This is a genomic window from Streptomyces sp. NPDC031379, assembly GCF_055569615.1.
Genome location: NZ_JBVIIT010000009.1, coordinates 90,168 through 112,241, shown reverse-complemented (window position 1 = coordinate 112,241; position 22,074 = coordinate 90,168). Strand labels below are relative to the sequence as shown.

19 protein-coding genes are annotated in these 22,074 nt (G+C 71.5%); 9 read left to right on the top strand and 10 right to left on the bottom strand.

All coding sequences use genetic code 11. The features are described from left to right. Positions 1-187: 187 nt before the first annotated feature. Positions 188-1,174 carry a L,D-transpeptidase gene (locus ACZ5CW_RS15340; protein ID WP_468601317.1) on the top strand — a complete coding sequence of 329 codons (987 nt, stop codon included), beginning with the start codon at positions 188-190 and terminating at the stop codon, positions 1,172-1,174. Positions 1,175-1,273: 99 nt separating this feature from the next. Here ACZ5CW_RS15340 and ACZ5CW_RS15335 read toward each other — a convergent pair whose 3' ends face one another. Next, a complete protein-coding gene (locus ACZ5CW_RS15335) occupies positions 1,274-1,924 on the bottom strand; it encodes a TetR/AcrR family transcriptional regulator (protein ID WP_468601315.1) in 651 nt (216 codons plus the stop codon). Positions 1,925-2,051: 127 nt separating this feature from the next. Here ACZ5CW_RS15335 and ACZ5CW_RS15330 point away from each other — a divergent pair, with 127 nt between their 5' ends. The 7 genes from ACZ5CW_RS15330 to ACZ5CW_RS15300 all read left to right on the top strand — a co-directional run bounded on the left by ACZ5CW_RS15330 (position 2,052) and on the right by ACZ5CW_RS15300 (position 11,552). Continuing rightward, positions 2,052-3,083: a medium chain dehydrogenase/reductase family protein gene (locus ACZ5CW_RS15330; RefSeq protein WP_468601313.1), complete on the top strand. Its 1,032-nt coding sequence runs from the start codon at positions 2,052-2,054 to the stop codon at positions 3,081-3,083. Between the two features lie 1,071 nt (positions 3,084-4,154). Further along, the gene (locus ACZ5CW_RS15325; RefSeq protein ID WP_468601311.1) at positions 4,155-5,294 is read left to right on the top strand and encodes a PLP-dependent cysteine synthase family protein; all 1,140 of its coding nucleotides are present in this window, start codon (positions 4,155-4,157) and stop codon (positions 5,292-5,294) included. Continuing rightward, the gene (locus ACZ5CW_RS15320) at positions 5,291-6,541 is read left to right on the top strand and encodes an MFS transporter (RefSeq protein ID WP_468601309.1); all 1,251 of its coding nucleotides are present in this window, start codon (positions 5,291-5,293) and stop codon (positions 6,539-6,541) included. The genes ACZ5CW_RS15325 and ACZ5CW_RS15320 overlap by 4 nt, the downstream gene beginning before the upstream one ends. A gap of 167 nt (positions 6,542-6,708) precedes the next feature. Next, on the top strand, positions 6,709-8,073 hold the full coding sequence (locus ACZ5CW_RS15315) for an alkaline phosphatase (RefSeq protein WP_468601307.1): 1,365 nt from the start codon (positions 6,709-6,711) through the stop codon (positions 8,071-8,073). Positions 8,074-8,182: 109 nt separating this feature from the next. Further along, on the top strand, positions 8,183-9,088 hold the full coding sequence (locus ACZ5CW_RS15310; protein WP_468601305.1) for an NAD-dependent protein deacetylase: 906 nt from the start codon (positions 8,183-8,185) through the stop codon (positions 9,086-9,088). 148 nt (positions 9,089-9,236) lie between these two features. After that, a complete protein-coding gene (locus tag ACZ5CW_RS15305; RefSeq protein ID WP_468601303.1) occupies positions 9,237-10,418 on the top strand; it encodes a carboxylate-amine ligase in 1,182 nt (393 codons plus the stop codon). Between the two features lie 261 nt (positions 10,419-10,679). After that, positions 10,680-11,552 (top strand): TIGR03619 family F420-dependent LLM class oxidoreductase, encoded by an 873-nt coding sequence (locus ACZ5CW_RS15300; protein ID WP_468601301.1) that lies wholly within the window; start codon positions 10,680-10,682, stop codon positions 11,550-11,552. Between the two features lie 54 nt (positions 11,553-11,606). Here ACZ5CW_RS15300 and ACZ5CW_RS15295 read toward each other — a convergent pair whose 3' ends face one another. From ACZ5CW_RS15295 to ACZ5CW_RS15265, 7 genes are all read right to left on the bottom strand, one after another. After that, positions 11,607-12,152, bottom strand: a complete 546-nt coding sequence (locus ACZ5CW_RS15295; protein WP_468601299.1) for a lytic transglycosylase domain-containing protein — start codon at positions 12,150-12,152, stop codon at positions 11,607-11,609. A 211-nt stretch (positions 12,153-12,363) separates the two neighbouring features. Then, positions 12,364-12,756 (bottom strand): DUF2267 domain-containing protein, encoded by a 393-nt coding sequence (locus ACZ5CW_RS15290; RefSeq protein WP_468601297.1) that lies wholly within the window; start codon positions 12,754-12,756, stop codon positions 12,364-12,366. Between the two features lie 81 nt (positions 12,757-12,837). Then, a complete protein-coding gene (locus ACZ5CW_RS15285; RefSeq protein WP_468601295.1) occupies positions 12,838-13,335 on the bottom strand; it encodes a hemerythrin domain-containing protein in 498 nt (165 codons plus the stop codon). A 91-nt stretch (positions 13,336-13,426) separates the two neighbouring features. After that, positions 13,427-15,379 (bottom strand): CASTOR/POLLUX-related putative ion channel, encoded by a 1,953-nt coding sequence (locus ACZ5CW_RS15280; RefSeq protein WP_468601293.1) that lies wholly within the window; start codon positions 15,377-15,379, stop codon positions 13,427-13,429. Between the two features lie 159 nt (positions 15,380-15,538). Then, positions 15,539-15,832 carry a hypothetical protein gene (locus ACZ5CW_RS15275; protein ID WP_468601291.1) on the bottom strand — a complete coding sequence of 98 codons (294 nt, stop codon included), beginning with the start codon at positions 15,830-15,832 and terminating at the stop codon, positions 15,539-15,541. A gap of 183 nt (positions 15,833-16,015) precedes the next feature. Next, on the bottom strand, positions 16,016-16,564 hold the full coding sequence (locus ACZ5CW_RS15270; protein WP_468601289.1) for a YciI family protein: 549 nt from the start codon (positions 16,562-16,564) through the stop codon (positions 16,016-16,018). Between the two features lie 141 nt (positions 16,565-16,705). Further along, on the bottom strand, positions 16,706-17,701 hold the full coding sequence (locus tag ACZ5CW_RS15265) for an aldo/keto reductase (RefSeq protein WP_468601287.1): 996 nt from the start codon (positions 17,699-17,701) through the stop codon (positions 16,706-16,708). Positions 17,702-17,927: 226 nt separating this feature from the next. Between ACZ5CW_RS15265 and ACZ5CW_RS15260 the strand changes: the two genes are divergently transcribed. Beyond that, positions 17,928-18,530, top strand: a complete 603-nt coding sequence (locus tag ACZ5CW_RS15260; RefSeq protein WP_468601285.1) for a TetR/AcrR family transcriptional regulator — start codon at positions 17,928-17,930, stop codon at positions 18,528-18,530. Between the two features lie 21 nt (positions 18,531-18,551). Here the strand turns inward: ACZ5CW_RS15260 and ACZ5CW_RS15255 are convergent, their stop codons facing one another. After that, on the bottom strand, positions 18,552-19,847 hold the full coding sequence (locus ACZ5CW_RS15255; protein ID WP_468601594.1) for a phosphatase PAP2 family protein: 1,296 nt from the start codon (positions 19,845-19,847) through the stop codon (positions 18,552-18,554). 626 nt (positions 19,848-20,473) lie between these two features. Beyond that, positions 20,474-21,448, bottom strand: a complete 975-nt coding sequence (locus ACZ5CW_RS15250) for an SGNH/GDSL hydrolase family protein (protein ID WP_468601283.1) — start codon at positions 21,446-21,448, stop codon at positions 20,474-20,476. Positions 21,449-22,074 lie beyond the last annotated feature (626 nt).

Here is a 22,074-nt window from a genome sequence, read left to right as displayed (position 1 = left end):
GAAGGACCCCTGCTCCGCGGGCCGCGACCGCCAGGGATCATGGCCGCGTGCTCAGGCCCCCGGCCCGGCAGTGCACACCGAGACTTGAGACACCCTTTACGCGACGCATGCAACTGCGACCCTCGCCCGACTGTCTGACAGTAAGTCGGGCCCGTCAGGGCCGAGGAGCGAGAGAGCGGGGCAGGTCGTGGGACGGCGCAAGGGGGGCATAGGGGTCGCACTCGTCACGGGCGCGGTGCTGGTGGGCGCGAGTGCCTGCGGCGGGGGCGGCAGTGACAAGGCGAGCGGGGACGGCGCGAAGGCGTCGGGCAAGCCGAGTGCGAGCGCCTCTGCGTCACCGACGAAGCCCGCGGGCCCGCCGATGCTGCTGGAGACGATCACCCCGCAGACGGGAACCAAGGTCGGCGTGGCCATGCCGATCTCGGTGGTCTTCACGAACCCGGTCGCGGCAAAGGCACGGGCCACGGTGGAGAAGCACATGAAGGTGAGTGCCTCGCAGCCGGTGGCCGGCGCGTGGCACTGGTTCGGCGACAAGCGCGCCGACTGGCGGCCGAAGAGTTACTGGCCCTCCGGTACGAAGGTGAAGATCGACGCCGACATGACGGGTGTCAGCAACGGCAACGGACGCTACGGCGTGCACAGCTACACGCACACCTTCACGATCGGCGACGACGTGCGTGCGGACGTCTCGGTGACCGGCCACACCATGAAGGTGACCCGGAACAACAAGGTGGAGCGCACCCTGTCGATCAATGCGGGCAGCGCCGAGTATCCGACGTGGAACGGCACGATGGCCGTCATCGACAAGCAGGAGAAGGTCCACATGACCTCCTGCAGCGTCGGCATCAGCTGCGACAAGGGCAGCCCCAACTACTACGACCTGACGCTGCCCTGGGACGTCCACCTCACCCAGTCCGGCACGTACGTGCACTACTCGACCGGCGACCCGAATCCGGGCAGCGGCAGCGCCCGCGGCTCGCACGGCTGCGTCCACCTGTCCATGTCGGACGCCAAGTGGTTCTACGACCAGGTCAAGCAGGGCGACCCCGTCACCATCACCGGCTCGCCCCGAGCCAAGGCCCCGGCCGACAACGGCTACGCCGCCTTCAACCTGGGATGGGACCAGTGGCTCGCGGGCAGCGCGTCCGGGGAGGGTACGACCGCGACGCTGTGACGCGCTGCGGTGGCAGCGCCCGTGGGCGATCGAAGCAGGACGGCTGACGCGCCCGGCCCGCCGTGCAGGCGGTCCGGGCGCGTCCTGCTGCGCTCACGGTCAGTGGCCCGTGATCTCCGACGCCTCGGCGGTGTAGAGGCGGGCCGGATCGAATCCCATGCCCGTGAAGTGGCCGGCGAGTTCGAGGGAGAGCACGCCGTGCAGGCGGGTCCAGAAGGTGAGGGCGCGGTGCAGTGCCGCCGGCGGCGCCGGGTGCTGCCCGGCCCAGGCGCGGTGGTCGTCGAGGTGTGCGTGCAGCGGTGACGGCGGCGTGGCGGGGAGTCCCTCGGCGGTGCAGGCGTCGAGCAGGACGGCCATGATCTGCGAGGCGAGCCGGGTGGTGTCCTCGGGGGCCTGGTAGCCGGGCACGGGGGTGCCGTAGAGGAGGAAGTACCGCTGGGGGTCCTCCAGGGCCCAGCCGCGCATGGTGTGCGCGAGGTCGCCGAGACCGGCGCCGGCCTGGGCGCGGGCACGGAAGGTGTCGGCCAGGCTGCGGTAGCCGTCCCTGATGAGTTCGGTGATCAGTTCGTCGCGGTTGGCGAAGTAGCGGTAGAGGGCCGGCCCGCTCATGCCGATCTGCTTGGCGATGGCGTTCAGGGAGAGGGCGGACGTGCCGGCGACGGCGATCTGCTCCCAGGCGTGTTTCTTGATCTCCTCCCGCACCTGGGCGCGGTAGCGCTCCCGGGGAGTTGCCGTATCCGGTGTGTTCACGACCCCGTTCTCCCGTTCTCTCGACCCATTCTAGTTAGAAGGTATCACGGTCGCGATTGACCATCACGGAACCCGTGTGTTAGAACTTCTAACGAACGCGACAACCACTAGGGAAGGGAGGGTGGTCGTGAGCAGCCACCCCTACGTCGAGGTCGTTCTGCCGGGCATCGTGGAGCCGGAAGGCCTGCAGCTCCGCCATGGCGCGGTGCCGGACCCCGGCCCGGGTCGGATCGTGATCGCCATGGAGGCGACCGGGGTCTCCTTCGCCGAGCAGCAGATGCGCCGCGGGCGCTACTACGACCAGCCGCCGTTCCCGTTCGTCCCCGGCTACGACCTGGTGGGCCGGGTGCTGTCGACCGGCCAGGGAGTCGACCCGGGCCTGGCCGGACGGCGGGTGGCCGCGCTGGTCAAGGTCGGCGGCTGGGCCAGCCACGTGGTCGTCGACTCCCAGGACGCGGTCGAGGTCCCCGACGGCCTGGCCGCGGCGCAGGCCGAGACCGTCGTGGTCAACGGCATCACCGCCTGGCAGATGCTGCACCGCACGGCCCGCGTGCGTGCCGGACAGACCGTCCTGGTCCACGGCGCGGGCGGCGGCGTGGGCCTGATCCTGGTCCAACTCGCCCGCGCGGCCGGGGTCAAGGTGATCGGCACGGCCTCCGCCCGGCACCACGACGCTCTACGCGCCCTGGGCGTCACCCCGGTCGACTACCGCACCGGGGACGTGCCGGCCCAGGTCCGCCGGCTGGCCCCCGGTGGAGTGGACGCCGTCTTCGACCACGTCGGCGGGCGCAGCGTGATCGACTCCTGGCACCTGCTCGCCCCCGGCGGCACCCTCGTCTCCTACGGCAGCGCCTCCACCCGTGACGACACCGGCTCCAAGCAGTGGCCCGTGCTGAAGATCCTCGCCCGCACCCTGCTCTGGAACAGCCTGCCCAACGGCCGCCGCGCCCACTTCTACAACATCTGGGCCGGCCGGAAGTTCGACAAGAACCGCTTCCGCGCCCGGCTGCGCACCGACCTCACCGAGGTCTTCACGGCCCTGAGCCGCGGCGACATCAGCGCTCCCATCGCCGCCCGACTGCCGCTCACCAGGGCCGCCGAGGCCCTGCGCCTGGCGGAGTCCGGCACCGTCACCGGCAAGGTCGTCCTGACCCCCTGACCCGCCAAGTCCCGGCCCGGCACCGCCCGCCCACGCCCCCAGGGCGCCCCGCCACCACCGAACCCCGGAGCGGGTTCAGCGCCCTCGAACGCCCCGCACCGCCGAACCCCGAAGCGGGCGCAGGGCCCTCACACGCCCCGCCACCACCGAAACCCCAAGCGGGTGCAGCGCCCCCGCACGCCCCACATCGCCAACCCCCAAGCAGGTTCAGCGCACGGAGACGCGCCCCGCCACCGCCGAACCCCAAAGCGGGTGCAACTCACCCCCACAGACGCGCACCGCCCGCCACCTGACCCGACGAGCCACCGGTCATGGCGCCGGTGCCGGGGCCCGGATTCACCCGATGCAGTGATCATCGGCGCGGAGCCGACCGCCGGTACGCTCGTCGAGCGGAACCTCAGCGGCCGCGCGGCGCCGGAAGGTTGACCCCTCCCCGCCGCTTGCGGAAGCGGAGCCCGGACCATTTCCGATGAGAAATCCACGCACCGTACGACTACTCTCTGCGTTCGTGCGAGCTGGATCAGTCACGCGAAGCAGCCGCTCCGTGCCACGGGCCGGAGCGGTGGTCGCCGTGTTGCTCGCCACGCTCCTGCATGCCCTGGCCTGCTGCCACGCCTCGACGGCAGCGCCGGTTCCGCGGGCGGACGTCCCTACGCGGGCAGCTCCCGCCTCCTGCGGACAGCAGCCCCGTGACAGGCATCGCGAGGACACCACAGCCGGGCAGGGCACACCCGCGCCTGACGAGGGCGCCCAGTGCTGTGGTCTGGACGAGCCGACCGTCCAGCCGCAGCGGGACCTCGGTCCGACCGGACCGCTCCTGCCCACCGTCCTGCCGGCCGAGCCTGCCGACTCCGACCCGGCCGTCCCCTCGCCGGCACTCCACCGGTCCCGCACGCGGTCCACCGCGTGCTCCCCCGGAGATACCCGGGCCCGTCTCGGCGTGTGGCGGACCTGATCGTCCCCCGCCGTGTCCCGCACCACGCGGGCCGCACGGCGACCGATCCCCTCCGCTGCCTTCCTCACACACCGGCCGGCTGCCCGTCACGGCGCCGGCCGCAGGAGAAGCACGCCATGACACACCACACCCGCACCACTCCGTCCGTGCCTCCCGGCCCGTCGCCGGCCGGCGCGAAGCACCCGCTGTACACCCCCGCCGGCCTCGTCGGCGACACGCCCGTCCTGTGGATCGGCGAACCCTTCACCGCCGCCGACCGCGGCTTCTGGGCCAAGCTCGAAGGCCACAACCCCGGCGGCATCAAGGACCGCACCGCCCTGCACATGGTCCGCGCCGCCCGCGAGCGCGGCCGGCTGCTGCCCGGCGCCCGCGTCATCGAGTCGACCTCCGGCACCCTGGGTCTCGGGCTGGCCCTGGCCGGCGCCGCCTACGGCCACCCGGTCACCGTCGTCACCGATCCCGGCATGGAACCCCTGATGACCGGGCTGCTCACCGCGTACGGCGCCGGGGTCGACGTCGTCACCACGCCCCATCCGGAAGGCGGCTGGCAGGAGGCCCGCCGCCGACGCGTCCAAGAACTGCTCGCGGGCCACCCGGACGCGTGGTGCCCGGACCAGTACAACAACCCCGACAACGCTGCCGCCTACGCCCCGCTCGCCCACGAACTCGTCGCCCAGCTCGGTCGCATCGACGCCCTCGTCGTCTCGGTCGGCACCGGCGGCCACTCGGCCGGCATCGGTTCCGCGCTGCGCGGCCGCTTCCCCCGCCTGCGCATCGTCGGGGTCGACACCACCGGCTCGACGATCTTCGGCCAGCCCGCCGGATCCCGGCTCATGCGCGGCCTCGGCTCGAGCATCTATCCCCGCAACGTGCGCTACGACCTCTTCGACGAGGTTCACTGGGTCGCCGCCGCCGAGGCCGTATGGGCCGCCCGCCGCCTGGCCCATGACCACTACGCCACCGGCGGCTGGAGCGTCGGGGCCGTAGCCCTCGTCGCCCGCTGGCTGGCCCGCACCCTGCCCGCCCAGGACCGGATCGTCGCGGTCTTCCCCGACGGGCCGCAACGCTACGTCGGCACGGTCTTCGACGACACCTACTGCCGCCGCCACGACCTCCTCGGGTACCTGCCGGCCGACGACCCCCACGAGATCGCCGACAGCCAGGACCGTGCCGTCACCCGCTGGACCCGCTGCACCCGCGTCACCGACCCGCTCGCCCGCCCCGGACACCAAGGACCTGTGGGAGCCACCCGATGAAACACCTGTGGCGGCAGACCCGCTCCTTCCCGCCCGTCGCCCGGCTGCTGATGGCCAACCAGTTCGCCATCAACCTCGCCTTCTACATGCTCATGCCCTACCTCGCCGCCCACCTGGCCGACGGGCTCGGCCTCGCCGCCTGGGCCGTCGGGCTCGTACTCGGCGTCCGCAACTTCTCCCAGCAGGGCATGTTCCTCATCGGCGGCACCCTCGCCGACCGTCTCGGCTACAAGATCCCGATCGTGACGGGGTGCCTCCTGCGCACGCTGGGCTTCGGTCTGCTCGGCTGGGTCGACGACCTGCCCGCACTCGTCGCCGCCTCCGCCGCAACGGGCTTCGCCGGCGCCCTGTTCAACCCGGCCGTCCGCGCCTACCTCGCCGTCGAGGCAGGCGAGCGGCGCGTGGACGCCTTCGCCACCTTCAACGTCTACTACCAGGCGGGCATGCTGCTCGGCCCGTTGGCCGGACTCGCCCTGCTGGCCGCCGACTTCCGGCTCGTCTGCACGGTGGCCGCTGTCATCTTCGCCCTCCTCACACTGCTGCAAGGGCGCGCGCTGCCCGCGCGCCACCGGCGCACGAAGGACACGGAGCAGGACAGCGTGCCGGCGCAGTGGCGCAGCGTCGTGGCCAACCGGCCGTTCCTGCTCTTCTCCGCGGCGATGATCGGCTCGTACGTCCTGACCTTCCAGGTCTACCTCGCCCTGCCGCTCGCCGCGACCGACGCCCTCGGCGCCGAGGGGACCGCGGTCACCAGTGGGCTGTTCGTCATCTCCGCCGCGGTGGCCGTGGTGGGCCAACTACGGCTCACCGGCTGGGCGAAGGCCCGCTGGCAGCCCGATGAGGCCCTGGTGCGCGGGCTGGCCGCGATGGGGCTCGCGTTCGTTCCGCTCGCCCTCAGCCCTCCCGGCTCCTCGACGGCCGTGGCCGTGGCCCTGGTCGTGTCCGTGATCCTGCTGGCGGCCGGGTCCGCGATCGTCTACCCCTTCGAGATGGACACGGTCGTCGCCCTGTCCGGCAACCGCCTGGTCGCCACCCACTACGGTCTCTACAACACCCTCTCCGGCCTGGGCATCACCCTGGGCAACCTCGCCACCGGAGCACTCTGGGACTTGGCCCGGCGCCATGACGCCACCTGGCTGACCTGGGCGGCCCTGACCGTGACCGGGACGGCCTGCGCCGCGGCGGTCGCGGCCCTCGCTCGAACGGGGCGGCTCACCGCACCACAGCCCCACCCCGCCGCGGCGTGAGCCGCGGCGCCCGGGCGGCTCCGGCTCGTGGTCCGGGCCGCCCACGCGTGTCATGTCCTGGATGCACCTGCATGGCCGGGCATTCACCTCTGCTTCGCCAATGCCTGGTGATCTGGCTCCCGTTGGTGCCCGCATCCGCACGCCGGACGCTTCAAGGAGTCATTTCCATGCACAGACCCACCCGCCGTCACCTCACGATCGCCACCGCCCTGGTCGCCGCGACCACGGCCGCCGTGGCGGTCACCACCGCCGCCGGTGCCTTCGACAGCGCGCAGCAGGCCAGGGGCGCGATCAGGGACGGCAAGGCGAAGAACGTCATCCTGCTCATCGGTGACGGCATGGGCGACTCGGAGATCACCCTCGCCCGTGACTACACGGTCGGCGCCAACGGTCGCCTGAACATGGACAAGTTCCCCCTCACCGGCGCCTACACCACCTACGCGGTCCACGCCGACGGCACCCCGGACTACGTCACGGACTCCGCCGCCAGCGGCAGCGGCTGGGCCACCGGTGTGAAGACGGTCAACGGCCGTATCTCCAAGACGCCCGGCACCGACAAGGCCGTCCCCACTCTCCTGGAGCTGGCCCAGAAGAAGGGTTACGCCACCGGCAGCGTCACCACGGCCGAACTCACGGACGCCACCCCGGCCGTGCTCGCCTCCCACGCCACCGACCGCTCCTGCCAGGGCCCCGCCGACATGGCCAAGTGCCCGACCGACGCCATCGCGGCCGGCGGCCCCGGCTCGATCGCCGAGCAGTCCGTCAACCACAAGGTCGACGTCCTCATCGGCGGCGGCAGGCAGCGCTTCGACCAGAAGGTCACCGACGGCAAGTACAAGGGCCTCACGGTCACCGAGCAGGCGAAGAAGCTCGGCTACCAGGTCGTCACCGACAAGGCGGGCCTGAAGGGCGTGAAGAACGGCAAGCCGGTGCTCGGCCTGCTCGCCACCGGCAACGTCCCGGTGGAGTGGACCGGCAAGGCGGCGGCCGTCGGCGGCACGGACCCGCAGCGGTGCGTCACCTCCAACCCGAACCGCCCGTCGACGACGCCGAGCCTCGCGGACTCCGCCACCAAGGCGATCCAGCTGCTGGAGGCCAAGCAGCAGCAGAAGCACTCCAAGCAGGGCTTCTTCCTGCAGATCGAGGGCGCCTCGATCGACAAGCAGGACCACGCCGCCGACCCCTGCGGCCAGATCGGCGAGACCGCCGCCTTCGACAAGGCGGTCAAGGTGGCCCGCGCCTACGCGGCCCAGCACCCCGACACCCTCGTCGTCACCACCGCCGACCACGCCCACACCAGCCAGATCGTCCCGCTGGAGGCCACCCCGCCCGGCCTGTCCTCCACCCTGGTCACCGACGAGGGCCAGCAGCTGAAGGTCAACTACTCGACCAACACCCCGGGCCAGTCCCAGGAGCACACCGGCACCCAGGTCCGGATCGCCGCCCAGGGCCCGCAGGCGTACCGCGTCCTCGGTGTCACCAACCAGACCGACCTGTTCGGCACGATCCGCGAGGCGCTGCGCCTGCGCTGATCTCCGCGGGCGGGGAAGGAACGCTCGCCTCCCTCCCCCTCGCTTCCCCACCGGCCCGGGAGCGTGCCGCCCAGTCTGCGGCACGCTCCCGTTTCCGTACCCTGACAGCATGCGCATGCGCCCCACTCTGAACTGGACCCCGACCGAGGACCTGCCGCCCGGCACCACGGATCTCGAGCCGGTCGCCGACGTGCTGAGCCGCGGCGGTGTCCTGGTACTGAGCGGGGCGGGCATCTCCACGGAGTCGGGCATCCCCGACTACCGCGGCGAGGGCGGGAGTCTGAGCCGGCACACCCCGATGACCTACCAGGACTTCACCGCCGACGCCCAGGCCCGGCGCCGGTACTGGGCGCGCAGCCACCTCGGCTGGCGCACCTTCGGCCGCGCCCGCCCCAACGCCGGGCACCGGGCCGTGGCCGCGTTCGGGCGGCACGGACTCCTCTCGGGTGTGATCACCCAGAACGTCGACGGCCTGCACCAGGCCGCCGGCAGCGACGGCGTCGTGGAACTCCACGGAAGCCTGGACCGGGTCCGCTGCCTCTCCTGTGGCGCCTTCAGCCCGCGCCGCGAACTCGTCCGGCGGCTGGAGGAGGCCAACCCGCGCTTCGAGCCGGTGGCCGCCGCGATCAATCCCGACGGTGACGCCGACCTCACCGACGAACAGGTCGGGGACTTCCGCGTGGTGTCCTGCACGGTCTGTGGCGGCATCCTCAAACCGGACGTGGTGTTCTTCGGCGAAGCCGTTCCGCCGCAGCGGGTCGAACACTGCCGCGAACTGGTCCGGAAAGCGGCTTCACTGCTGGTTCTCGGCTCCTCACTGACGGTGATGTCCGGACTCCGCTTCGTCCGCCAGGCGGCCCAGGCCGAGAAGCCGGTGCTCATCGTCAACCGGGACCCGACCCGGGGCGACCGGCACGCCCTCACCCGGGTCGCGCTCCCGCTGGGCACGACCCTGACCACCGTGGCCGGCCGGCTGGACATCCCCGTCGACGACCAGGCCGCGCCCCGGACCTGAATCCCGACGCGGGCGCACCGGCCGGGCCGCCGGCCACGACCGCACGGCGGCTCGTTCGCGCACGCGGTGTCCGCACGACGTCGGAAACCGGACGAACACTCCGCTTCACCGCGTGCGGGACGGTGTGCTCTGCCAGAGTGCGCTCACCATGACCAGTCAGCCTCAGCCGGAAACGCCGCCGGAAGACGTCCTCGCGTCATGCCTCGACGACCCCGTCCGTGCTCTCGCCCCCCTGACCGTCGGAGTCGAGGAGGAGTTCCTCCTGGTCGACACCGCCTCGCGGGCAGTGAGCCCCCGTGGACCGGAGGTGGCGGCAGCGGCCGCGGTCGAACTCGGCCACCGGGTGGGCCCGGAACTGACTCGCTACCAGGTGGAAGCCCGCACCGACCCACACACCTGTCTGACCAAGGCGGCCGAGGAGATCCGCGTGACGAGGGCCGCCGTCGCACGCGCCGCCGCAAGCCGGGGCTTACGCATCGCCTCCACCGGCACTCCGATCCTCGGCCCGGTGTCGCCGGTCCCGATCACGTCCGGCCCGCGATACGCCAGGAGTCTGTCCGCCTTCCGTGCCCTGGACGACGAGCAGAGTGCGTGCGCCTGTCACGTCCACGTCGGCGTGGGCGATCCGCACGAAGCGATCGAGGTGAGCAACCATCTGCGTCCCTGGCTGCCCACCCTGATCGCGCTGTCGGCGAACTCGCCGTACTGGGCGGGCCGCGACACCGGTTACGCCAGCTGGCGCACCACGACCTGGGGACGATGGCCGGTCGCCGGCCCGCCCCCCTACTTCGAATCCCTGGCTCATTTCCAGGAACTCGTCGAAGAACTCCTGGCCGTCGAGGCGGTCATGGACCGCGGCGGCCTGTACTGGGACATCCGCCCTTCCCACCATCTGCCCACCGTCGAGGTACGCGCCGCGGACACGGCCCTGACACCCGAGGACACGGTCCTGCTCGCCGCCGTCGTCCGCGCCCTCGTCGCGACCGCCCTGACCGCCGTCCACGGCGGTGAACCGGCCCCCCGCCCGGCCCCGGAAATGCTCCGCGCCGCCTGCTGGCGCGCGGCACGCGACGGCCTGTCCGGGCACGGCGTCGATCCGCTCACCCGCAGACTGGTCCCTCAGAGCGCACAGGTGGAGCGCCTCCTCCAGCAGGTCTCCCCCGCGCTGCGACGCCACGGTGACCTCGACCTCGTGCTCACCCAGTGGGAGCGTCTGCGCGCCGAGGGAAACGGAGCCGACCGGCAGCGCGCCGCGTATCGCCACCGCTCCAGCCTGCACGACGTCGTCGACTACGTGCTGTCCGTCACGTGCCCCTCGGAGCCGGCCTGACCTCACCCCAGGGCGCGTACGGCGCGGCCGGCGCGTGCGTCCGATCGGGCCGAGCAGTGCGGTCGGCGCTCCGCGGGCTCGGCACGTCGCAGGGGCGCGTCCGCAACCCGCTGCTACGGTCGGACCTCCTTCCTCGGTCCCGCCGGTCCGTATGCCCGCACGGCCCGATGAAGGCGCGACGGGCCCGGCGTGCGATCACGTCCGTACCGCCGTCCGCCCGCGTGGACGGCCAGGCACGGCACGGCTCTCAGGAGGCGGCGTATGCAGGTGGGACTGCACGCCTTGGGCATCGGGAACGGCGCCCGCCCGGAGGTCGTCCGGGCGGTCGCGCGGGCCGCCGAGGCGCACGGGTTCGCCCGGCTCTGGGCGGGCGAGCACGTGGTGCTGGTCGACGCGCCGGCCTCGCAGTACCCCTACTCCGAGAACGGCCGCATCGCCGTCCCGCCCGACGCCGACTGGCTCGACCCCCTCCTCGCGTTGAGCTTCGCCGCGGCGGCGACCGAGAGGATCGGGCTCGCCACGGGCGTGCTGCTGCTCCCGGAGCACCATCCCGTGGTGGTGGCCAAGCAGGCGGCGACGCTGGACGTGCTGTCGGCCGGGCGGCTCACCCTCGGCATCGGCATCGGCTGGTCGGCCGACGAATTCGCCGCGCTCGGCGTCCCGTTCGCGGGGCGTGGCCGGCGGACCGAGGAGTACCTCGCCGCGATGCGCACGCTCTGGCGGGAGGACGTGGCCTCCTTCGAGGGTGAGTTCACCCGCTTCCTGGACATCCGGGTGAACCCCAAACCGGTGCGCGACCGGCGGATCCCCGTCGTGATGGGCGGCAACAGCGACGCGGCCCTGCGCCGGGCCGCTACGGCCGCGGACGGGTGGTACGGCTTCAACCTCTCCGCGGCCCAGGCCATGGAGCGTGCCTCCGTGCTGGCCGGGCACTGCGCCGAGCAGCACCGCCCCCTGAACGAACTGACCGTGGCGGTCGCCCTGACCGACGGCATCCCCGCCCTCCTGCCCGAGCTGGCACGAGCCGGTGTCACCGAACTGGTGGTCGTCGGCGAACCGCCCGCCACGCCGGACGAGGTCGGCCGCTGGGTCGCCCATCTCGCCGGCCACTGGATGAGCCGCACCGGTTCCTGAGCCGTCGAGTGCGGGAACCCAGCGCGTCGACGGCATCTCGCCGGAGGCGGAGCCTTACGTGCTCCGGGCCCGGACGCGGTCCGCCAGGATCTCGGCGGCGCGGCTGCGGTAGGCACGGAATCGGCGCAGGTACGACCGTGCCATCGGGCCCGGCGGGACGCCCCTGGCGAAGGCCCGCATGTTGCGTTCGCCCGTGTTGTAGCCCAGGGCGAGGAGTTCGTCGCGGGTGTAGCGGCGCACATGCCGCTGCGGAAGGCTCCGGTCGAGATCCCTCAGGTGCAGGGCCGCCGCGCGGATGGCGAACGCGGGATCGTCGCGGAGGTCTTGCCAGCGCTGCGACAGGCCGTGCGTGCGCCGGACCCGCTCGAACGTCGCGCGGTGCATGTTGGCCACGCCGAAGGACGCCCCGGGCTTCCACCACTGCCACAGCCGTTCCAGCAGCGGATGGTGTGGTTTGTAGGCCTCGTTGTGGAGCACGGTCATCACCAACAGGGGTGACACGCCGGCCTCCCCGGCGCCGCGCACCACCGCCGCGGCGTAGTCGGCCGGGTCGTAGCCGCTGGGCCGCAACGGTGGCGTCCGGACGCCACCGCGGTCCACCGGAGGGAATTCTCGCCTCGACGCCGTCGTCGGTCTCCCGGTCATCCTCACTCACCTCTCCCCTGCCGCCCGGTCGCCGCGCGGGTGACCGGGCCTCCGCCGTCCTGGGTGCGCGTGCCCGCGTGACCTGACCTCAATCCAGCGCGGCGCACGCGCCGTTGCGCCTCCGCTCGGCGCGAAGGGCCTGCCACCGCTTCGTGGACCCGGCCGGTCATCCGGGGTCCGTGCAACCGAACAGGCCGGCGTGCCCTGGTGGCAGCTGGGTGAGGAGACGGCGCAACAGGGCGTCGTCCGTGATCTCGGCGAGGGTAGGCAGTACGGCGTCGATCTCGCGCCTGGCCTCGCCGAGGTCCTCGTTGCCGCGGTCGGCCACGGCTTCGACGAACGACGTGGGTGTCAGCGGTTCGCTGGCCGGCTCACTCGCGGTCAGCAGGGGGCCGCACCCTTCGGGCAGCAGGGCGGCGAGGTCCGTGCGGTCGTCACCCACCAGGTGGGCGCCGAGAACCTCCAGCACGTTCTGTACGGCTCTGGCCCCCTGCTGCGCCCTGTCGTAGCCCGCGCGTTCGGTGACCTGGGTGAGGAAGGTGTCCAGGCTCCAGTCCATGACGGCTCCTGTCGTCGGGTCTCTTCTCTGCGGTGGTCCGGGGCGCCCGGCCGCCGGATCTTCGTGACGCGGATGACGACGTCAGGCGAGTGCGGCGGCGTGCACCATGCGGTGCACGTCGGCGCTGCTGCCGCATCGCGCCGCCAGCAGGTCGGCCTCCGTTCTGGCGAAGCCGGCGCCGAGTTCCTCCCGGCACTGCCGGCTGAGGCTGTCGCGCACCCGGTTGACGAGGGTGCGCTCCTCCTCGTATGTGTGGCGGGCGGTGGCCGAGGCCAGTTGCCGGAGCCTCCACTCCCATTCGGCCGAGCCGATCTCCCGCACCTGCAGAAGCGCGAAGAGGACCCTGACGGCTTCCTGGTGTGCGGTCTCGATGTGCTCGACGGTCTCGGCGTCCTCGAAGGAAGTGAGGACCGGGAGCACGGAGGCTCTCTCGGCCTCACCGTGCGCGATCATCAGGTGGGCGAAGTCGTGCAGCGCGGTCCGGCGGTCGGCCTCGGTGCTGCGCATGAGGCGGAGCAGATCTTCCATCGTCCGGTGATCCTCGAGGATCATCTCGACGACGTCCTGACTCGGTGTCATTGCGCCTCCTTCTGGAGTGGCTTTCACCTGCCGGTACCCCGACCCTTGACGCAAATGCCCACACTTGCCCCATTTGCCCAGCTTGGCCAGGTCAAGGACCTGAAGAGGCCTGGGGGAGGTCCTCGCCTGCCGGGCCGGGGGCGCGGGGTGCGTCGGCGGCCGGCAGCAGCACCAGGATCCGGTCTCCGGCGGCCCAGAGGCGCCGTTCGGACTTGCGGGGGCACAGCAGGACGCCCGCGGTTCCCGGCCCCGTGCGCGGGTCGTGCGCGTGGTAGCCGATCGCGCACTGGCCCCGGTCCAGCGCGGCCGCCACCACGGTCGCGAAGGACGCCTCGACGCCGGGCAGGACGTACTCCCCGGCCGGGCGCAGGTCCAGGGCGCCACCGCGGGCGGCGAAGATCTCGTCGAACACCGGGGCCAGCTCCGGGTGATGGGCGATCTGTGTCATGAGCAGCGCGGTCAATCGGCCCCGCACCACCGTGCCGGCGGCCGGGCCGAGCGGGGCCAGGTGCTGGGTGCGGTGGTCGCGCAGTTCGGCGACCACGGGCAGCGCCCGGCCCGTCTCCTCCTCGCGGGAGCGCAGCATGAGCAGGGTCAACAGGGTCCGGTCGTCGGGCCGTTCGCCGGCGCGGCCCGCGTCCGGACCGAGCACGATGACACTGTCGTAGCCGAAGAGGTCGAGGCCACGCAGGACTTCGGGGTGCGTAGGGTCGCCGACGCGGTACGTCACGGCCAGCCGCCCGTCCTGCGGCTCACCGCACTGCTGCGCCGGGACGAGGCCGGTGTCCGGGCCCGCGACCACGTCGAGGACGGATCCGGGAGGGGCGCCACGGCGCAGGAGTTCCCCGATCAGCGGCCCTCGCCGGTTCCACCCCAGCAGCAGTACGCGCACGGGCGCGTCGGCCGGCGGTGCGGACGCGCTCATCACCGTGGGATCCACGTGCGCGCGGCAGTCGACGGGCGGCGTGGGCCGGTCGTCGTGGGCGACCAGGACCAGCCGGTCCCCGGCGGCGAGCACGGTGCCCGGGGGCGGGGTGAGCAGCACGCCGCCGTCGGCGCGCAGGTACCCGACGGCACAGGACGCCTCGTGGCGCAGCGCGATCTGCCGGAAGGTGAGTCCTGCCAGGTGCGGGGCGTCGGCCACGTGGAACTCGGCCCCGGCGAAGTCGAGGAGGTCGCGCAGCGCGGCCGTCAGTCCGGGGCGCCGCGCCGACTGCACCAGCAGCCGTGCCGTGGTGCGGTCCGTCTCCAGGACCGTGCCCCGCGCCCCGGCCGCGAGCCGCGCCGCGGGCAGCCGACGGCCGTCGCGTACGGCGGACACCACCGGCGGTCCGCCCTGCGGGCCGGACAGGGCCCGCAGGGCCAGCAGGACACGCACGACCTCCGTGTCCGCCTCGCCGTCCTCCGCCGGCAGGACCAGCACCGAGGCTGCGGCGGCCGGGCTGACCAGGGCCAGCGCCGCGGGGTCCGCGGGCGAGCCGGTGCGGCACACGAGCCGGGCACGGTCCCGGACGCCGGGGACGGCGAGCAGCTCCTCCTCCATCGCGGTCGAATCCCGCTCGGCGAGCACGGCGACGGTGGTCCGGCCGCGGCCGCCGTGGGCGGCCGCGAGCTCGCCGACGATCGTGAACACCTGGTCCGACCATCCGAGGACGACCACGTGCCCCCGCTCCAGGACGGTGGAGCGGCCCCGGCGCAGCTCCGCGACGCGGTCGCCGAGGCCGGTGGTGATCACCCCCACCAGGGTCGAGACGCACAACAGGGCGATCAGGCCGAGCAGGATGGAGAGGAACATCCGCAGGGGCGCACCGGTCACGGCGCCGAGTCGGAGGGTCTCCGCGCTGGTGCGCCACACGGCGGTGAGCCGGCCGGACAGCGACCGGGGCGCCTCGGGGTCCATCCAGACCAGCGCGGTGCTGACCGGCACGACGACGGCCAGACAGCACGCGGCCAGCCAGCCGAGAAGGGTGCCCGTACTGCGAGCCAGGGTCTGGTCGAACCGATAGCGCGCCCGGTCCCGTAACGCCGGCTGCCGCTCTGCCACATCGGCCCCCTGCCGTCCGCCTCACCGCTTCCGGACGTGGAGCTTGCTGCGCCGGCGCCTGCGACACACCGTACGACCGGGGCATTCATCCTTTCGGGATACGGCGTGGGGGGAAGGGGCGGTGAGAATGACCCAGGCTTCTGCCCGGCAGCGCTCGGGCTATCGCTGGTCCGGATTGAGTTCCGCGTAGACCATCTCGACCAACTCGTCGGCCTCGGGTGTGCGGGAGTCGTCGGGAACGTCGTAGTACCCACCCAGGGTGGTGATCACGTCCCTCTGAGAGTGGTCGTACTCGTGGAGACGGTCTTCCCGCTCTTCGGCGGTCTTCGGGTCGGGGATCTGCCACCACCACACCTTGTTCCGGATCTCGTCCTTCGACAGGGGGCCGCTCAGGACGAGGTCCCTGCCCTGCACCTTCGCCGTGATCCGGGCGGAGTTCGTGTCCGTAGCCATGCGCCATGTCCTCTTTCCCGCGGAAGCCGCTGTCAGCGCCTCATCCTGAACAGGACAGCGGATACCCAGCGGCGCACATCTCCCACGGTCCGAATCGGCCAATCGCCGGAAACCGGTCGGCGGCCGCACGGCGAGGCGGACTTCGCCGCCGGGGTTCACATCAGGCCGCGTGGCCCGCTCGGGTCATCGCCGTCCGCCGAACTCCCAGTCGTGGACCTCGATGCCGGCATACCGGTCCGCCGTCAGGACGGCGCGTGCCGTGTCCGGGTCCGGCGCCCGGACCAGCGCCGCCGTACCCAGCCAGGTGGCGCCGTCGTCGGACAGCAGTGGCCCGTACGCGATGACGTCGTCCCGGTGGGGTGGCACGTCGGCGTCGGCGGACCACCCCGAGCCGAGGCCGAGCACCAGGTACCGGTTGCCACCGGTGCGGCCACCGGGGAACTCCCACATGGTGCGCCCCAGGAGGTTGCGCCACCGGCGCAGGAGCACGTCCCGGTACACGCCGGCCTGGTAGTTGGGCTCGTCGAAGGCGAACGTGCGGGCGGCGGCGGGGTCCGGCAGGTCGACGATGTGCACGCTGCCGGTGGGTGTTTCCCCGTCACCGGCGAACGTCGGGCCGCGAGCGACCATCTCCTTCTCGTACCGGTCCATGTAGGACCAGTGCTCTTCCAGCAGCTCGCCGCGCAACGGGAGGGATCCGGGCCGGTCGCGGTGGTAGCAGAAGTACTCCATGCCCCTGACCTTCCCCGACCGGCGGCGGCATCTCAACAGACTTCGCGACGACGACCGCGCGGCAGCCCGCACCTGTTCCACGTCCAAAGCCCAGGAGAGGCGCTCTGCCCCGCTACGCCTGTCCGTGCGCGGAGGGCGTGGTCACCAGGCGTAGGCCTCGGGCGCGGGCTTGGCCCCGTTCGGTGCCGGCGGCGGGAACAGGCGGTCCAGCTCGGCCAGTGTGCCGTCGTCGAGGGTGAGGTGGAGTGCGCGCAGCGAGCCGTCGAGGTGCTCGGCGGTCCGCGGGCCGATGATCGGCCCGGTCACACCGTCCTGCGCGAGGAGCCATGCCAGCCCGACGTGGGCCGGGTCCTCGCCGATCTCGGCGCACAGCTTCTCGTACTCCTCGATGGTCTCCCGGTGCTGGTCCAGCGTGATCGCGCCGCGTCCGGAGCCGCCGCGGGGTGCGCCGCCGCCCTGTCGCTGCTTGCGCAGCACGCCCCCGAGCACGCCGCCGTTCAGCGGCCCCCAGGGGATCACGCCCAGGCCGTACGCCCGTGCGGCGGGCAGCACCTCCAGTTCGGCCCAGCGGGCCATCAGGTTGTACCGGGACTGTTCGGAGACCAGTCCGAGGAAGTGCCGGGTCCGCGCGGCCTCCTGGGCCTGCGCTATGTGCCAGCCGGCGAAGTTGGACGAGCCGAAGTACAGCACCTTGCCCTGCTGGCGCAGCACGCTGAACGCCTCCCAGACCTCCTCCCACGGCGTGTTCCGGTCGATGTGGTGCATCTGGTACAGGTCGATGTAGTCGGTCTGCAGCCGCTTGAGCGACGCCTCGCACGCGCGCCGTATGTGCAGTGCGGACAGGAACGACTCGTTGGGTCCGTCGCCCGTCGGGAGATAGGCCTTGGTGGCCAACACCGTTTTTTCGCGCCGTGCGCCGCCGCTCGCGAACCACCGCCCGATGATCTCCTCCGTGACGCCGTCGCCCGGCGTGACGCCGTAGACGTCGGCCGTGTCGAAGAAGTTGATGTCGCGTTCGTGCGCGCGGTCCATGATGGCGTGGCTGTCGGCTTCGGACGTCTGCGGGCCGAAGTTCATGGTGCCCAGCACCAGACGGGACACCATGAGGCCGCTCCGGCCGAGGTGGGTGTACTGCATGTGCGTCATCCCTTCAGGCGGTGGCGCCGAACTGTTCCGTGCATCGGCTGGTGAACAGGTCCGCGTCCTCGAACTCGCAGATCATCGACGGGAGGGCGACGAACGGGCCCTCGACGGAAGGCCGACTCCCCCATGAAACGTAACGTTTCGTTTTGTTCCGGGACCGTACAGCTGACGGACCGTCGCTGTCAAAACTGAACGTTACGTTTCGCGTTAGACTGGCCGGGTGACCACCCACGACACCGGCCGGGGGCCGCGCTCTCGCGACGCGATCCTGCAAGCCGCAAGCGACCTGTGCAGGGAACAGGGCTACGCCTCCGTGACCATGGAGGCGATCGCCACCCGCGCCCGCGTCGGAAAGCCGACGCTGTACCGCTGGTGGCCCTCGAAGGGGGCGGTCTTCCTCGACGTGGTCCTCGACAAGATCGTCGAGCCGGCCATCGAACTCCCGGACACCGGAGACATACGCCGCGACCTGCGCACCTGGATCCGTGGCTTCGCCGAGCTGTTCACCGACCCGCACGCGCGACAGCTCCTGATCGGGCTGCTCGGCGCCGCCCAGACCGACACCGAACTCGCCACCATGCTCCGCGAGAAGATCCAGCGGCCGCTCCAGGCCAGCAACCGGCAGCGGATCACCGCCGCCCAGGCGGCCGGCGAACTGCCCGCCATGGATCCGGTCCTGCTCGAGGAACTCCTCATCTCTCCGCCGTGGTACCGGCTCCTGGTCTCCGGCGAACCCATCACCCTGGAGTACGCCGACGCGCTCGTCGACGCGGTCCTCAGCGTGCGGCCGGAACAGCGGGCAGAACAAAGCCCCGGCCGTTAGCCGGCCGGGGCTGGGTCTGCGTCACACCAGTTCGGGTTGCGGTTCCGGTAGTCGCGCCGGTGCGGTCCTCGGTTCCCACCGCCTGGTGGTCCTCACGTAGCCCTGGATCACTGAGCCCATGGCCAGAATGAGCAGTGGTCCGAACAGCCACGGACGCGCGGCCATTTCCGTCGGCAGATACCGGTAGGACACCAGGAGCGCAGCGAAGACCGCCGCGCCGTAGGCGACCAGCTGGATGCCTGACCGGTCCCAGCCCCGGTCGAACGAGCGCATGGCCGCCTCGATCGTGAGCGCGAACACCACGCCGGCCACGAGGTCCACGCCGTAGTGGTAGCCGAAGCCCAGCGTGGCGCTGAGCGTGGCGATCAGCCAGAACGTCCCTGCGTAGCGCAGCAGCCGCGGGCCCTTGCGGGTGTGGATGAAGATCGCGGTGGCCCACGCCGTGTGCAGGCTGGGCATGCAGTTGCGGGGGGTGATCGCGTCGTACGGCACCGGGTGCGGGGTGCCGAACGGCGGCGGCGTGTCCGGCCACAGGTTGGCCACCGCCCACTGCACGCCGCCGGTACCGGAGGCGCCCGGGCCGTAGGCGAAGACCGGTCCGACGACCGGGAAGATCATGTAGATGCCCGGCCCGAGGAGTCCGATCACCAGAAAGGTCCGCACCAGATGATGGCGCGGGAACCGGCGCTCGCTCGCCACGTTGCGCAGTTGGTACAGCGCGACGACGACCGCGGCGACCGCGAGCTGAGCGTAGACCAGCTCCAGGACATGGGTGCCGATCGGTCCGGTGGCCCTGACGATCCGGCCTGCCAGCCACGACGGGTTGCCCAGCGCGTGGTCGGCGGTCGCCACGTACGGGTCGAGCACCATCGGGCGGGACTTCGATGTGACGAGCAGCCAGGTGTCGCCGGTCTTACGGCCGGCCACGAGCAGCAGGGCCAGTCCGACGCCCTTCAGCAGCAGGACACGTTCCTGGCCGGTGCGGCGCGTGAGAGCGATGAACGCGTAGCCCAGAACGACCCACAGCGCGCCGTTGCCGAAGAAACGGCCGTCGCTCGTATCGGCGTCGACCGCCCACCGCACCAGCACGAAGACGATGTCGATGCCGATCGCGACGCCGGCCGCGATGAACCGTTGCCGCCAGGTGAGTACCACCATCATCAATGCCAGGCCGGCGTACAGCGGCCCCGGCTTGGGCGCGAAGATCACCTCCTTCGCCTGGGTGGTCATCGGCCCCGGCAGACCGTAGTGGCGTGCGACGATCTCCAGCGTGACGAGGAAGCCGAGGGTCACCACGCCCGCCGCGGCCCACAGCATCGCCCGTGGCTGACGCCACGCGGCGAACGTGATTCTGCCGTTTATTCGCGAGAACACCCGCGAGATCATAGGTATCAATTATTCGGCCGATTTGTTAGATGTGGACTGAGGAAGGATCCGAAACGCGCCGCACTGCATCCGCAGGCGGCCACGCAGGCCCTTCTCAAGGTCCGCGCGCGTGGCTCGCACGGGCATTGATCGAATTCAGCACGGAATACACGGCACAGGAACTCGACCATTCCGCACGGGTAGTCGTACGCGCGCACATCGTCTTGATTCCGGACGGCGACGGCACAGCCGCCGGGGGCGCGGTCAGGCGACTGGACTTCCGGAAGAAGTAACTCCAGATACCCATCGACCCCGCCTTCCCCGTACACGGCTATGAACTGCGGCCGCCCGTGGCCGCACCGAGATTCTTACAGACGGCCCTCGTGGGCTGTAGAGCGAGTTCGGATCGGCTGCTTGAAGGAGAAACCGTGATGGGTCATCAGCGACGGGCTCGTATGGCGCCAATGCCGGGCTCCGGTAAGACCGGCTCGGAGTCCGCCTGAACGGGAAAACCGCCTCCGGCTGTGATGCCGGAGGCGTTTTCACCACGGGATCGCGGGCGGGGCTGCCGGATGCGGTCAGCTCACGCCGATGGAGTCCAGCAGGGCCGCTGCGACGTGATCGGCGGCGTTGCGGTGGCCCCGGGCGTTGGGGTGCACGAGGGCCGGCTGGTCAGGGACGCGGGTGAAAACGCCGTCCACCCACTTGCCGGTGTCGCAGACGCTGTGGTTCCGGGAGGAGTCGTAGAGGTCGACGAAGCGGGCGGCGTTCTGCGTGCCGACGGATTTCTCGATGACCTTGTTGAGGGGTTCCAGGACGTCCTGGCGCAGCCAGTCCAGGTCGCCCTGGGTGATCGAGGCGAACTGTTCCAGGTCGTTGTACCGGCACTTGGCGGCATCCTCGGGGATGACCGTGGGGTAGCCGACGGCCAGGATCTTCGCGTGCGGAGCCCGCTCGTGGAGCACGGTGAGCATCTCGTCGTAGTCCCGGCTCACCTTGTTCAGCCGGCTGGGGATGTCGTCGGCCAGTTCGTCCCGGCACGGGGTGCCCACGCCGCCGCTGCCCCCGCCCAGTTGCAGGCACTGGAAGAGGATGTCGGCGAAGCCGAGGGTGTTGCCGCCCGCGCCGACGGTGACCACGTCGGTGCCGGGGCCCACCGCGGCGGACTGGGGAGGCACCGCCGGGAACGGGTAGTCCGGGTCCTCGGAGAACGGCGGCAGGTGACGGCCGATCGGCTCCTGGGCCCTGAAGGTGACGTCCTCGACGGTGGCGGCGCCGCAGCTGACGTTGGTCAGGTCGAAGAGCGAACCGAGGTCGCGGTCGATGACCTGCGGGTAGGACTGGTCGGTGCGCTCGCAGCCGTCACGGGGCACTTCGAAGGTGTCGCCCGCGGCCTGGATGACCCCGGCGGTGTAGGAGTCGCCCAGGGCGACCCACTGATAGGCCGCCGCGGCGGCGGGTTGCGCCCCGGCGAGTTGTACGGGGACGAGGGCGCCCGCGGCGAGAGCGGCGGCCGAGCCGAGCATGGCCAGACGAGTGCGGAAGCTTGCCACGAATCCTCCAGGGATAGGGGCGTTGGCGTCGCCATGACCCTAGAAGGTCGGTGACTTTCCGCACTAGATCCCATACGGACAGTCACATAGGGGCTGTGGGCGCGCCATGCGAGCGGCCCCGTTCGCTCCACCGTCCGGTCTCGGCCGATATGTGACAGACCTGGCGCATCACTTGCACGACACGAAGAAGTCCTTGATCGACTACATGGCTCCCGACTCGGGACACCGGCCCTCAGCTGCTGTCCTGTTCTCGATCATCGACGGGATTCCGACCGGGCTATCGGCGGACTACCGGCGGGGCTCGGCCGGCGGCGCGACGGACCGACCACCCCGCTCACCGCCCGTCTCCACTCCGGTCGGGCGCACGTTGGCCGGATGCATATGCCAACACCCTGAGCCGATCGGTCAGTTGCGAGGGGCGGCCGACGGCCTTTCCGCCGGGCCGGTGGGCGGAGTCCACACATCCTCACCCCAGGATTTCCACATTCACCGGGCGACTTGTTTTTCAATTGCATCCGACTTCCCTTCCGTCTCTCCAGGATCTTCCGCCTTCCTGCCGAGAACTCCGAGCAAGTAGAAATCACGTCACCCCGCCCCCTCGACAGTTTCAGGACTTTGTCCCCTGG